The following is a 12,415-nucleotide window of genomic DNA, read 5'->3' as shown; positions in this document are numbered from 1 at the left end:
ATGGGTGAACTCAATATCTATGGTGTTTATGTCCCCATGCTTTTAGTGCAGAGCGTAATTGCTTACGTTGTGCTGTGCTTAGCGATGTTAGTAATAGACCCCTTAATCGCAAAAGGGTGGATCCCGTTACCTAGCGTTTTCTATTTATGTATTTATGTCATTTTACTATGGCTAATCCATTGGGGTTTTATTGTGTGTTCTGTTTAAGCACACAAATAATTGAAATGAACGAGGTAAAATGAAAATGGCATCTTTTGATTTGCGTAAAATCATACGACCCGTAGGTTTACTGGTTGTTGCGATTTTCGCGATATTGGCAATTACACATATTTGGAACTATTACAATGCAGCGCCATGGACACGTGATGGACGTATTCGAGGTGATGTCATTCAGGTCTCTTCGGATGTTTCAGGTTTAATTACTGAAGTTTTGGTTCAAGACAACCAAACGGTGAAAAAAGGGCAAGTTCTATTTAAAATCGATGTTGCACGCCAATCTCTTGATGTTGAGCAAGCGAAATCTGATTTGGCGAAAGCGAAAGCAAGCCTAGCCTCGGCGGAAGCCTCGTTACTACAGGCCAAAGCCAATGTTATAAAATCTGAAGCCACTAGAAATTTAGCAGACAAAAATGCAAATCGTTATTCAAACTTAATGGATGGCGCAATTTCAAAACAAGAACAAGACCAAATGTTTGCGCAAAGAGACCAATCTCATGCAGAGCATGAACAAATGCAGGCATCGATTGAGCAAGCCAAAGCCAATATTGTTCAGCAAAAAGCATTAATTGAAGTGGCAACCAGTAATTTGCATTTAGCACAATTGAATTTAAAGCGTTCAGAAGTGGTTGCACCTGCAGATGGCACATTATCCAACTTTGAATTAAAAGCAGGTAATTATGTCAAAGTAGGTCAAGCTGTTGCAGCTTTACTTGACCGTGAAGAACTTTATGTGGTGGGTTATTTTGAAGAAACTAAATTGAATAAAATTTATGTGGGCGCACCAGCATCTATTCAATTAATGGGGGATTCTCATAGCTTAAAAGGGCACGTTCAAGGGATTGCTTCAGGTATTGAAGATAGGGAAAGAACTTCAACCACAGGTTTGTTGGCCAATGTGAATCCAACCTTTAGTTGGGTGCGTTTGGCACAACGTGTTCCGGTAAAAATTGTTTTAGATGAAGTTCCTAAAAATGAATTGGCATTTGTTGCAGGTCGTACTGTGACAGTTCATATTTTAGAAGATAAGCAATAAAAAATCGTTCATTTCAAATATTCATCTAAAAATGAAAAAAGCATCTGATTCAGATGCTTTTTTTTATGAATGAAATCTGATTTAAGGTGTTAAACCTTCAGGGTTTCGATACCAACTTTCAATAAATAAAGCAGCTGCAATACTGTCTGCAGAGAGCTTTTTAGCGCGACCTTGAGCTTGATAATGATCGAGTTCATCCCGTGCTTCACGTGTTGTTAAGCGTTCATCCACCATTAAAGTTTCAATATTGGTTTGGTGGCGTAAGCGGCGGGCGAATTTACGTGCTCGTGCAGAAAGCTCTGATTCGCTATCATCCATATTGAGTGGTAAACCCACCAAAAATAAAGTCGGTTGGTATTGCTTCACAATTTTAAGTAAATCATCCCAAACCGGAATTCCATCTTTCATGGGAAATAACGGTAATGGATTGGCACTTTCAATAAGCGATTGGCCAACAGCCATGCCCATTTTTTGTGTGCCAAAGTCAAAGGCCATAATTAAATGCGGTGAAGATAAATCAGGCATGTCCTATCTCGGAAGAAAGCCAATTACGGTCGACGCCCATTTTTTTGTAGGCTGCATCCCAGCGGTCACTGTATGGCAAGTTAAAAATTAAATCCATATCGGAGTCACAAATGAGCCAATCACCACGAGAAATCTCTTGTTCTAATTGGTTTTTGCTCCAGCTGGCATAGCCTAATGCAATTTGATAACGACCAACACCTTCATTGTGTGCAATCGCATCTAAAATGTCTTTTGATGTAGTAATACAGACATTTTCACCTACCGCAATGGATGAATGCCATGTGGGTTGTCCCGTATGAAGTACAAAGCCTGCTTCTGGACGTAAGGGACCACCTTGCAAAACTTCATGCGGATTGACGTTATCCGCATTAATTTCCAGATCGTTGAGCAACTCTTTAATTTGCAGGCCAGAAGGGCGGTTAATGATGATGCCTTGCGCGCCATCTTCATCGTGGCGTGCCAAATAAATCACCGTATTTGCAAAAAATTCATCTTGCATATCTGGCGGTGCAATCAAACATTGATGCGTCAGATATTGTTTGCTCACCGAAGGGCGTCTCCCTATCTCTATGATTGTCTTTATGATCTTTAATTTATTACACGTTACAAGAGGAATAAGATTTCGCCAAATACTTTTTGCATTTGGCGCGTTTTAATTCGTATCTTTTGCTGATTTGGGCTTAAGCGTGTTGAAATTTTAGATTGCGTAACTGTTTAGCATGTTGGAGTGTTGTTTCGCTAATTTCTACACCACCTGTCATACGCGCTAATTCTTGAATACGGCCGTCTTCTTCTAATTCTAAAATTGTACTGCTGGCTGGGTCAGTCTGACGCTTTTTAACCAATAGGTGTTGGTCTGATTGTGCGGCCACTTGTGCCTGATGAGTAATACATAAAATCTGCACATGTTGTGCCAAATCAGCCAATAAACGACCGACGATTTCCGCTGTACCACCGCTAATACCAACATCAATTTCATCAAAAACAATAATTTCGGCATCGGTTTTTTCGGCATTCATCACCTGCATCACCAAGGCAATTCGCGATAATTCACCACCAGAAGCAACTTTTGCCAAGGGCTGTGCAGGAATGCCTTTGTTTGCGGTAAAGAGCAACTGAATGAAACTTAAACCTTCACTCGAGGCTTGCTCGAGTGGTTCAAATTTAAATTCAAAATGTGCTTCAGGCAACGCCAACTGTTTAACTTGCTCGGTTAATTGTTTGGCTAATGGTGTCGCTGCTTCACGGCGAATATGGTCTAAATGTTCAGCTTTTGCTAAAAAGTCTTGGTAAGACAACTCCACTTGCTCTGCAAGGGTTTCAGGGTCTTCCAATTCATGCAATTGCTGTAGTTCAGTTTGCCAAGTATCAAATTGCTCTTTTAAAAGTTCAGGTTGTGTACGGTATTTACGTGCTAAACGATGGAAGACTTCAAGCTGGGTATTGAGTTCTTCCATTCGTTCAGGATCAAAACTTTGACGGTCAATGAACTGGCGCAAGTTTGCTGTCGCATCATCTAATTCACTTTGCGCATTCAGCACAGCATTGTAAATTTCAGACAGTTGTTCACTACGCCCTGCATGCGACTCTAAACGGCGCAAAATAGATGAAATTTCTTGATTAATGTTTTGTTCTGCATCATCTAGGGCAGCCAGACCATAACCACAGTCTTGCATAATATGTTCATGATGACTTAAACGATCGAATTCTTGTTCAATCTCTTTGTAGTCTAGCTGTACAGGTTCTTCGAGTTCTTCAAGCTGTAATTGTAAGGTTTCAATTCTTTGCTTACGTGTCGCTTGTGCATCGAGTGCAGTTTGATGCAGTCGAATATTTTTATGCCACAGGCTATATGCATCACGTACTGCTTGAGCGGGTTCATGGAAGCTACTATAACGATCGATCCAGTGTTTTGGATAGGGCGGTTCGAGTAATTGTTGCTGACTATGCTGGCTATACAGTTGAACCAGTAAGCGCCCTAACTCTTTGAGCTCAGATAGACTGCTTGGTCGGCCATTAATCCATGCTTTGCTTCGACCCGTTGCAAAAATCACACGACGTAAATGGATTTCCCCTGACTCATCATCTAACTCCTGCTCTTTTAGCCAAAGCGCTTCTGGTGAGCCTTCTTGATAACTAAAGGTGGCTGTAACATCGGCTTTATCTGATCCATAACGCACATAATTGGTATCTGTACGTTCTCCTAAACACGCTGAGAGGGCATCCAATAACAAGGATTTACCTGCGCCAGTTTCACCCGTTAAAACGTTAAAACCTTTTTCAATATCAATGGCTAAATGGTCGGCTAATGCAAAATTGATCAGAGTTAAATGTGTCAGCATACACGCATCCGAGCTGCGAAGAGTTTGAGTTTTAAGATAGACAAGTTTTGTTTTTCTCACAAGACGGCTTAGTTGAGATAAGACCGAAAAACAGCATCATTTTAACGCAATTTGGACAAGATGATATAGGAGAAGTGATGATGATCATCATCGCCGATATTTCATGGGGTTAAATATGAGTATTGATCACAATACTGTCATGTTTTGGTCACTTAACTTAGATATAGCTACAGTAATTTTACAAAAAATAAGCTGTTGGTCTAATTTTGGCATGTTCTTCGCTAGTTTATTTTATGATAGCTTCAAGTCCAATGATTCTTTAAAGTGCTCATAGACAAAGTTTTACATGTCATATTTTTGTATCATAAAAAGTGATTTGAGATTCAAAAATAGTTGCTTTAGACTCAGTCTGCTTTTGAAGCAGAATCGTCAATATGGATATGAGCTTTGGCGATGAAGGCGGCATGATCACTTGATTCCGTCTGTGCATTCATTGATTGATTAGTTCAAGTGGCGGAATTAAACTAACTCAATCTAAATATTATAAATATGCTTTATCTGGAGAAATACGCATGTCAGCGCAGTTTGATCATGTATCAGTTGTAAAAAAATCAAATGTTTATTTTGGTGGTCTATGCATTAGCCATACCGTTCAATTTGAAGATGGTACCAAGAAAACATTGGGTATTTTGCTTCCAACGGAAAAGCCACTGACATTTGAAACACATGTCCCTGAGCGTATGGAAATCATTTCAGGTGAATGCCGTGTACAAATTGGCGATAGCGAAGAAAGCGAATTGTTCCGTGCAGGTCAGTCCTTCTATGTACCGGGTGAAAGCCGTTTTAAAATTGAAACAGATGAAGTGTTAGATTACGTATGTCATTTTGAAGGCTAAGCGATTCCGTAGCCAAATTGAAGTAAGGCAAGGAAATTTTGCCCTGAATCAGTTAAACTAATGCTATCGCAAAAATCCTGTAAAGCTGGCTTTGCAGGATTTTTTATTTTATATCTCTCCAATTGTTGTCGTTAAGAGGCCGTTCATGGCAAAACCTGAATATTATTATGGCGTTCATGCAGTGGAATCATTGCTTGAGCTAGAGCCAGAGCGCGTTTTAACTTTATTTGCTTTAAAAGGCCGTGATGATCAGCGTTTACAGCATGTATTTGAATTGGCTGAACCGTTTGGTATTAGCATTCAAAAAGCGAGCCGTGACACCTTAGAAAAGCTAGCAGGTCAGCCTTTCCATCAAGGCGTTGTGGCCGCTGTGCGTCCATACCCTACGCTCAATGAAAAAGACTTAGATACGTTGATGGCTGCTTCAACACAGCCGATCTTGTTGGCGTTGGATCATATTACAGATCCTCACAACTTAGGTGCATGTATCCGTACTGCGGCCGCAATGGGGGTTGAGGCGGTGATTGTACCTCGCGATCGTGCAGCGAGTCTTACACCAACAGCGCGTAAAGTGGCAGCGGGTGGGGCAGAAAAAGTTAAATTTATTCAAGTGACCAATTTGGCACGTACCTTAGCGCATTTAAAAGAAGAGTTTAATGTGCGTGTTGTGGGAACTATGCTGGATGAAAAAGCATTGCCAATCCAACAGTTTGATTTTACAGGCACACCAGTTTGTGTAGTGATGGGCGCTGAAGATACAGGCTTACGCCCAATTACGCAGTCGCAGTGTGATCAAACGGTATATATTCCAATGAATGGTAATTTACAAAGTTTGAATGTCAGTGTTGCTACAGGTATGGCTTTGTACGAAGTATGTCGCCAGCGTAATCACTAATACACTCATATTGAGTGAGTTTGACTTAATTTAAGAAATAAAAGTTTATGTCTCCCCAAAAACAAGGTTATCTCTATGTTCTGATTACAATGTGTATTTGGGGGGGATTTACTCTGACTGCACGGCTCAGTGCAAACTGGGGAATCGGCGCATGGGATATTACCGCACTGCGCTTTTTATTGGCCTTTTGCATATTAATGCCGATCTTAATCTATAAAAAAGACACCGCTTTTTTATGGAAAAAAGAACCTTTTATTTTGGCCATGATTGGTGGTGTAGGATATTGTTTAACCGCATATTCAGCATTTCATTATGCACCAGCTGCACATGCAGCTATTTTTCTCAATGGCTTTATTCCGCTGTGTACAGCAATCGCTGCCTTCGCTTTATTTAAGCAGGCTTTTGATCGGCATACTTGGGCGAGTCTAGTCATTATGATTGGTGCGATTAGTGTCATGAGCTTCTTAATGTATCGTGAAACTGGGGTCGCATTTGGTCTAGGGGATCTCCTATTTGTCATGAGTGCCATTTGGTGGGGTGTTTTTAGCGTATTGCTAAGACAGTGGCAATTAAGCGCATGGCATGCGATGGCTGGGGTTGCTGTATGGTCAGCGATCGTATTTGTGCCAATTTATCTTTTATTTCTGCCTAAGCATTTAAGTGAGCCTGAGCCGATGCATTTGCTGGCTCAAGTTTTATATCATGGCATTTTTGTGGTGATTGTTGCGACCTTAACCTATGTGGAAGCAATTAAACGCCTTGGAGCCTTTAAGGCGGGCAGCATTGTCACACTGGCACCATTTATGGCTGCAATTTTGGCCGTTCCATTGCTGAATGAGCCTTTAAGTTTTGCGATTATTTGTGGTTTATTCGGGATGGCAATAGGTGCTTTGCAGCCATGGCGTTGGTTGCGCCGTCGTTAAGTTGCCGAATGATCTGTGAATGAATGTGCAAAAAAAGCAGTCTGTATTAAGACTGCTTTTTTTCTGCGCGTTTTAAGTATTGTTGATGTAGGGGCGTTAACTGTTGATATAAATGATCGAGATGACCATCATTCACAACAATATCATCAGCCAAGGCGCGTTTATCTGCCCGTGACATTTGTACCTGGATAATATTTTGAATTTGTTCAACACTTTGGCCATCACGTTGGCTGGCACGTTGAATTTGTAGGGATTCGCTCGCATCAATTAAAAGGGTGTGATGGGTCAGTTCATGCTGATTGGTTTCAAACAAAAGTGGTGAAACCAAGATGACATAAGGACTGCTGGCATGCTGTAGTTGCTGAATAATGGATTGGCGAATGGCAGGGTGAGTGATCTGTTCTAAGATTTTACGTGCTTCAGGTGATTTAAAAATATGTTCACGTAAAGCAGGGCGGTTTAATTCGCCATTGTCGAGTAAAACCCAATCACCAAACGCACGTTGAATATCGAGTAATGCACCATGCCCAGGCGCTACAACTTCTCGTGCCACAATATCGGCATCGACTACAGTGATATTTTGAGATTCAAACCATGCACTTGCAGCAGATTTACCGCTTCCAATACCACCTGTAAGACCCAAAATAAATGTCATGCCGAGATTACCTTTATGCTTGACCGAGATAGATTTTCATAATTTTCTCACCCCATAAAAACGCAATCCAACCAGCAATGGCAATATAAGGGCCAAAAGCAAATGGCTGGTTTTCTTTACGAACTTTGAGCAAAATAATACCGATAATCGCACCAACAAAAGAGGATAAAAGCACAATGAGAGGCAACATGAGTGGCCCCATCCATGCGCCTAAAGCCGCTAATAATTTAAAATCACCATAGCCCATGCCTTCTTTGCCTGTAATGAGTTTAAATGCGTAATAGACAGTCCATAAGCATAGAAAACCCAGTAAATAACCCCAAATCGAAGCGGTCGGAGAGACATAAATGGCATAGCTATTAATCCCTAAACCTAGGGCAGCTAGGGGGAGGGTGTAGCGATCTGGCAAAAGCTGTGTATCAAAATCGATAAAAGTCAGTGCGATCAGCATATAAGTCAGCACCAGACCAAAGAGCATTTGTAACGTTGGGCCAAAGACAGCAACAACAATTAAAGCACAGACAGCTGTGAGTAATTCGATACAAGGATAGCGAATACTAATTGGGTTATGGCAACTCCCGCATTTGCCTTTTAAGCTTATCCAGCTGATCACGGGGATATTTTGATACCAGCGAATTGGAGTGTGGCACTTAGGGCAGGTTGAGGCAGGCTTGCTTAATGTGATCTTTGTTTCATCAATGATAGGTTGTTCAGGGTGAAGGAAAAGTGTGCAGTCAGTTCGCCATTCCTGTTCCATCATTTTTGGGGTGCGATATATAACGACATTTAAAAAACTGCCGATACAGAGACTAAAAATCCCAACAACGCAATAAAGCGCTGTTGGGTTTTGAATTAAATATTCTACTAAATCTTGCATTAAACCACGGAACCCATTTGGAAGATTGGTAAATACATGGCAATTACGAGACCACCAACAAGTACACCTAAAACTGCCATAATTAGAGGTTCCATCATTGCTGTTAAGCCATCTACGGCATTATCTACTTCATTTTCATAATGGGTTGCAACTTTGTCTAACATTGAATCGAGAGCACCAGATTCTTCACCAATCGCTACCATTTGCACCGCCATGGATGGGAATTTATTGGTAACGCGCATGGCAAACTGCAATTGTTGACCAGTTGCGACATCATCGCGGATTTTTAAGACCGCTTCTTCATAGACACAGTTGTTGGTTGCGCCTGCGGTAGACTCTAGCGCATCAATTAAGGGTACACCCGCAGCAAAAGTGGTTGCCAGCGTACGACTATAACGCGCGATAATCGCCTTATAAACTAGGTCACCAAAAATAGGAGCTTTGAGTGCAGCTTTATCAAGAAAATCACGGAATTTTTTACTACGTTTTTTCGCTTCAAGAAAACCAGCAATAATGGCAGCAATAACAATAATTAGAATAAACCAATATTGTTGTGTCCATTGTGACATATTCACAACCATTTTGGTGAAAGCTGGAAGGTCTGCACCAAAAGAGGTGAAGAGTTCTTCAAAAACTGGAACAACTTTGACCATTAAAATGATTGTAACAATCAGCGCGACAACAACGACTGTCGCAGGATATTTCATGGCTTTTTTAATTTTTTGTTTGAGAAGTTCACTCTTCTCTTTATAGATGGCTACACGATCCAGCATGGTTTCTAGTGCACCAGACTGCTCGCCTGATTCCACCAATGAGCAGAATAGGTTATCAAAGTATTGTGGATATTTACGTAAAGCACCAGCGAAGGTATTACCACCTTCTACTTCTCCTTTGATCCCTAATACAACTTCGCGCATGGCAGGGTTTTCTAAGCCTTCAGCGACGATTTCAAAACCTTGAACCAATGGAACACCAGCTTTCATCATGGTGGCCAACTGACGGGTAAAGATCGTGATATCTAAGGTTGTCACTTTCTTTTTCATAAAGCCTTCAAGAATATTTTTACGCTTTTCACGAATATTCTTGATGGTAATCCCTTGCTTACGCAAAGTGACTTTTGCCAGCGCCATATTGCGCGCAGGCATTTCCCCTTTAATTTTGGCCCCTTTACGGTCAACCCCTTCATAACTGAAGGTTGGCATCATCTGCCCTTTTTTGACAGCCATGATTTATCCTTATTTTATAAATACTAAATTATTCACTGGTTACACGATTGACTTCTTGTAAGGAAGTCACCCCCTGCATAACCTTAATGAGGCCAGAACGGCGTAAATTATTAAACCCTGCTTTGTCTGAGGCATCTGCAATTTGTATGGCGTTACCATCTTCCATAATAATGCGAGAAATTTCAGGTGTCACTTTCATTACTTCATAAATACCGACACGGCCTTTATAGCCTTCTCGACATTCTGAACATCCGACGGGTTGATAAAGCTTAAAATCTGGATTTGCGAGATCTTCTTCGGTAAAACCAAGCTCGATTAAGCTTTGGTGTGGAACTTCAACGGGTGCTTTACATTGTGAACAAAGACGACGCGCCAAACGCTGTGCAATCACTAAATTGACTGAAGTTGCAATATTAAAAGAAGGTACACCCATATTACGTAAGCGGGTTAGGGTTTCTGGGGCGCTGTTGGTATGCAGTGTTGACATCACCATATGGCCCGTTTGCGCAGCTTTAACCGCAATTTCTGCTGTTTCAAGGTCACGAATCTCACCAACCATGACAATGTCTGGATCTTGACGCAGGAATGACTTTAATGCTGCAGCGAAGGTTAAACCAACTTTGTTATTGACGTTAACCTGATTAATGCCTTCCAAGTTAATTTCCACAGGGTCTTCGGCTGTGGAAATATTGGTGTCCTCTCGGTTTAAAATATTTAAACCCGTATAGAGCGATACGGTTTTACCCGAGCCTGTTGGACCTGTGATGAGTAGCATGCCTTGGGGTTTATCAAGTGCTTGCATGAACAATTCTTTTTGCTCAGGCTCATAACCTAATGCATCAATCCCCAGCATGGCACTAGAAGGATCGAGAATACGCAGTACCAGTTTCTCACCAAATAATGTTGGGAGTGAGTTGACACGGAAGTCGATGGATTTTGTTTTTGATAGCTTGAGTTTAATACGGCCATCTTGTGGGATACGTTTTTCGGAAATATCCATCTGTGACATCACTTTTAAACGTGATGCCAAGCGATTGGCCAATTGTAGGGGAGGGTTGGTGATATTGCGTAATACACCATCTACACGATAACGGACACGATAACTTTTTTCATAAGGTTCGAAGTGTAAATCCGATGCGCCCATACGAATCGCATCAACCAGCAATTTGTTAATATATTTAACAATTGGTGCTTCTTCGCCTTTTTCTTCATCTTCAGAATCTTGTGGCTGGGGTGTACTGGTTCCATCGTCAAGATCTAAATCAAAATCATCATCAAATTCAAAGGTACTTTCTTCGGCAAACTGTTGTTCGATTAGTTTTTCTAGTTTGGCATGTTCAACAATAATGGCTTCGGTCTGCATTTTACTGCTGAATCGAATGGCATCAATTGCATCAATATTGGTTGGGTTACTCGTTGCAACAAAAAGAACATTGCTATGTTTAAAAATAGGTAAGACCCGAAAGCGCGTAATGAGCTTTTCATCTAAGCCCTCACGAATGATTTGGCTCGCATCGTAAGCACTAATATCAAAAACAGGTTCAGCGAATTCAATAGAGATCGTTTCAGCAATGGTGAGGCCAGATAGTCCAATTTCGCTGACAAGATAGGCTACGATGTCTTGGTTGGCTTTTTTTGCACTCAACATAGCTTGTTGCATGTTTTCAGCAGAAATGTGCCCTTCGTCGACTAAGCGACGAATAAATCCTGTAAATCGTGGAGAACCTTGTAATGCTGTCATGCGTAAATAAACCTATGCTTCAATTTGTTTATAATTGGTTTTATTGAAATTATACTTTCGTTAAATAAAAATACCATATCTGAAAATGATGTCACTACCTTAATATCGGGAAAAACTTTGAACTGGGCCTTAATCTAAGCAGAAAAAATGTAAAATAAATTGTAGTCAGTGGGCTCAAATAAAAAAATTATCCTCAAATGTCAGTGGAAATTTTCATTAAATTTCACAATTCCGTGTAGAATGTGCCCGTTTTCATCGAAAGTTTTTATAGGTTATATATGTCGGGTTCGACGATTACGCCTTGGGTGGTTGGCAATTGGAAAATGAATCCAATGCAAGCAGATGCCAAGCAGCTGGTTCAAAACTTAAAAAAATTATTGCAAGATCAAGAAATTGCTGAATCTGCATGTCAGATTGGTATTGCGCCAATCAGCATTGCACTTCAAAGCATTCAAGCAGAATTACAAAGGGCAAATCGTCATATTGCAACGGTTGCACAAGATGTTTCACGTATAGCAGGTACAGGTGCATATACAGGTGAGGTGAGTGCTGAATTACTTAAAGATAGCCAAATTGAGTTTGTACTGGTAGGTCATTCAGAACGCCGTGAATTTTTTGGTGATGCCCCAAATATTTTAAATGAAAAAGTTAAAAATGCGCTTAATGCAGGTTTAACCGTCATTTATTGTGTGGGTGAGAGCCTTGAACAACGTGAAAATGGTCAAGCTGAACAAGTGGTATTACAGCAAATTTGTGATATTGCAAGCGTGGTAAATGCTCAGCAATGGGAAAAAATAGTTATTGCCTACGAGCCAATTTGGGCGATTGGCACAGGTAAAACTGCATCGCCAGCAGATGCGCAAGCGATGCATGCAACTATTCGAGAAGGCATTAGTCAGATCACGCCTATAGGTCAAACAATGGCGCTATTATATGGCGGTAGTGTTAAACCTGAAAATGCAGTAGAGTTAGCTGCTTGTCCGGATATCAATGGTGCACTAGTAGGTGGTGCTTCTCTGAATGCCGAATCGTTTTATAAAATTGCTCAGGCATTTGCGAATACAAAATAATTAGGAGTGCAGC

The 12,415-nt window shown here is 40.9% G+C and carries 13 protein-coding genes; 6 read left to right on the top strand and 7 right to left on the bottom strand.

Annotated features, from left to right (window positions below; translation table 11 throughout):
* Window positions 1-207 (top strand): DUF1656 domain-containing protein, encoded by a 207-nt coding sequence (locus EXE29_RS03225; protein ID WP_120363880.1) that lies wholly within the window; start codon window positions 1-3, stop codon window positions 205-207.
* A 37-nt stretch (window positions 208-244) separates the two neighbouring features.
* The gene (locus EXE29_RS03220; protein WP_106984096.1) at window positions 245-1,252 is read left to right on the top strand and encodes an HlyD family secretion protein; all 1,008 of its coding nucleotides are present in this window, start codon (window positions 245-247) and stop codon (window positions 1,250-1,252) included.
* 81 nt (window positions 1,253-1,333) lie between these two features.
* Here the strand turns inward: EXE29_RS03220 and ruvX are convergent, their stop codons facing one another.
* From ruvX to recN, 3 genes are all read right to left on the bottom strand, one after another.
* Complete coding sequence (gene ruvX, locus EXE29_RS03215; RefSeq protein WP_106983885.1) at window positions 1,334-1,777, bottom strand: Holliday junction resolvase RuvX; 444 nt, start codon at window positions 1,775-1,777, stop codon at window positions 1,334-1,336.
* Entirely contained in the window at window positions 1,770-2,324 is a 555-nt protein-coding gene (locus EXE29_RS03210) for a YqgE/AlgH family protein (RefSeq protein WP_106983886.1), read from the bottom strand. Before EXE29_RS03210 ends, ruvX begins: the two co-directional genes overlap by 8 nt.
* A 133-nt stretch (window positions 2,325-2,457) precedes the next feature.
* Window positions 2,458-4,119: a DNA repair protein RecN gene (gene recN / locus EXE29_RS03205; RefSeq protein ID WP_106983887.1), complete on the bottom strand. Its 1,662-nt coding sequence runs from the start codon at window positions 4,117-4,119 to the stop codon at window positions 2,458-2,460.
* A gap of 572 nt (window positions 4,120-4,691) precedes the next feature.
* Between recN and ppnP the strand changes: the two genes are divergently transcribed.
* From ppnP to EXE29_RS03190, 3 genes are all read left to right on the top strand, one after another.
* Window positions 4,692-5,015, top strand: coding sequence for a pyrimidine/purine nucleoside phosphorylase (ppnP, locus tag EXE29_RS03200; protein ID WP_106983888.1), 324 nt, complete (start codon window positions 4,692-4,694; stop codon window positions 5,013-5,015).
* A gap of 145 nt (window positions 5,016-5,160) precedes the next feature.
* A complete protein-coding gene (gene rlmB / locus EXE29_RS03195; protein WP_106983889.1) occupies window positions 5,161-5,910 on the top strand; it encodes a 23S rRNA (guanosine(2251)-2'-O)-methyltransferase RlmB in 750 nt (249 codons plus the stop codon).
* A gap of 47 nt (window positions 5,911-5,957) precedes the next feature.
* The gene (locus tag EXE29_RS03190) at window positions 5,958-6,833 is read left to right on the top strand and encodes a DMT family transporter (RefSeq protein ID WP_106983890.1); all 876 of its coding nucleotides are present in this window, start codon (window positions 5,958-5,960) and stop codon (window positions 6,831-6,833) included.
* Window positions 6,834-6,879: 46 nt separating this feature from the next.
* Here EXE29_RS03190 and coaE read toward each other — a convergent pair whose 3' ends face one another.
* Genes coaE through pilB form a run of 4 tightly spaced genes read right to left on the bottom strand, consistent with a single transcriptional unit; the run spans window position 6,880 to window position 11,332 of the window.
* Window positions 6,880-7,488 carry a dephospho-CoA kinase gene (gene coaE / locus EXE29_RS03185; RefSeq protein ID WP_120363881.1) on the bottom strand — a complete coding sequence of 203 codons (609 nt, stop codon included), beginning with the start codon at window positions 7,486-7,488 and terminating at the stop codon, window positions 6,880-6,882.
* Between the two features lie 13 nt (window positions 7,489-7,501).
* Complete coding sequence (locus EXE29_RS03180; protein ID WP_106983892.1) at window positions 7,502-8,365, bottom strand: prepilin peptidase; 864 nt, start codon at window positions 8,363-8,365, stop codon at window positions 7,502-7,504.
* Window positions 8,365-9,591, bottom strand: a complete 1,227-nt coding sequence (locus EXE29_RS03175; protein ID WP_106983893.1) for a type II secretion system F family protein — start codon at window positions 9,589-9,591, stop codon at window positions 8,365-8,367. Before EXE29_RS03175 ends, EXE29_RS03180 begins: the two co-directional genes overlap by 1 nt.
* Before the next feature lie 28 nt (window positions 9,592-9,619).
* Window positions 9,620-11,332 carry a type IV-A pilus assembly ATPase PilB gene (gene pilB, locus EXE29_RS03170; protein ID WP_106983894.1) on the bottom strand — a complete coding sequence of 571 codons (1,713 nt, stop codon included), beginning with the start codon at window positions 11,330-11,332 and terminating at the stop codon, window positions 9,620-9,622.
* A 278-nt stretch (window positions 11,333-11,610) separates the two neighbouring features.
* Between pilB and tpiA the strand changes: the two genes are divergently transcribed.
* The gene (tpiA, locus tag EXE29_RS03165; protein ID WP_120363882.1) at window positions 11,611-12,402 is read left to right on the top strand and encodes a triose-phosphate isomerase; all 792 of its coding nucleotides are present in this window, start codon (window positions 11,611-11,613) and stop codon (window positions 12,400-12,402) included.
* Window positions 12,403-12,415 lie beyond the last annotated feature (13 nt).

The organism is Acinetobacter sp. WCHAc060006 (genome assembly GCF_004209135.1).
Classification (GTDB): Bacteria; Pseudomonadota; Gammaproteobacteria; order Pseudomonadales; family Moraxellaceae; genus Acinetobacter; species Acinetobacter cumulans.
Note: the sequence above shows the minus strand (reverse complement) of the source record. Positions and strands in the feature narration are given on the sequence as shown.

Excerpts from the sequence above, each read along its gene's own strand:
- EXE29_RS03225 (WP_120363880.1), top strand. The coding sequence starts at position 1 with ATGGGTGAACTCAATATCTATGGTGTTTATGTCCCCATGCTTTTAGTG.
- EXE29_RS03220 (WP_106984096.1), top strand. The coding sequence starts at position 245 with ATGGCATCTTTTGATTTGCGTAAAATCATACGACCCGTAGGTTTACTG.
- ruvX (WP_106983885.1), bottom strand. The coding sequence starts at position 1,777 with ATGCCTGATTTATCTTCACCGCATTTAATTATGGCCTTTGACTTTGGC.
- recN (WP_106983887.1), bottom strand. The coding sequence starts at position 4,119 with ATGCTGACACATTTAACTCTGATCAATTTTGCATTAGCCGACCATTTA.
- ppnP (WP_106983888.1), top strand. The coding sequence starts at position 4,692 with ATGTCAGCGCAGTTTGATCATGTATCAGTTGTAAAAAAATCAAATGTT.
- rlmB (WP_106983889.1), top strand. The coding sequence starts at position 5,161 with ATGGCAAAACCTGAATATTATTATGGCGTTCATGCAGTGGAATCATTG.
- EXE29_RS03190 (WP_106983890.1), top strand. The coding sequence starts at position 5,958 with ATGTCTCCCCAAAAACAAGGTTATCTCTATGTTCTGATTACAATGTGT.
- coaE (WP_120363881.1), bottom strand. The coding sequence starts at position 7,488 with ATGACATTTATTTTGGGTCTTACAGGTGGTATTGGAAGCGGTAAATCT.
- EXE29_RS03180 (WP_106983892.1), bottom strand. The coding sequence starts at position 8,365 with ATGCAAGATTTAGTAGAATATTTAATTCAAAACCCAACAGCGCTTTAT.
- EXE29_RS03175 (WP_106983893.1), bottom strand. The coding sequence starts at position 9,591 with ATGGCTGTCAAAAAAGGGCAGATGATGCCAACCTTCAGTTATGAAGGG.
- pilB (WP_106983894.1), bottom strand. The coding sequence starts at position 11,332 with ATGACAGCATTACAAGGTTCTCCACGATTTACAGGATTTATTCGTCGC.
- tpiA (WP_120363882.1), top strand. The coding sequence starts at position 11,611 with ATGTCGGGTTCGACGATTACGCCTTGGGTGGTTGGCAATTGGAAAATG.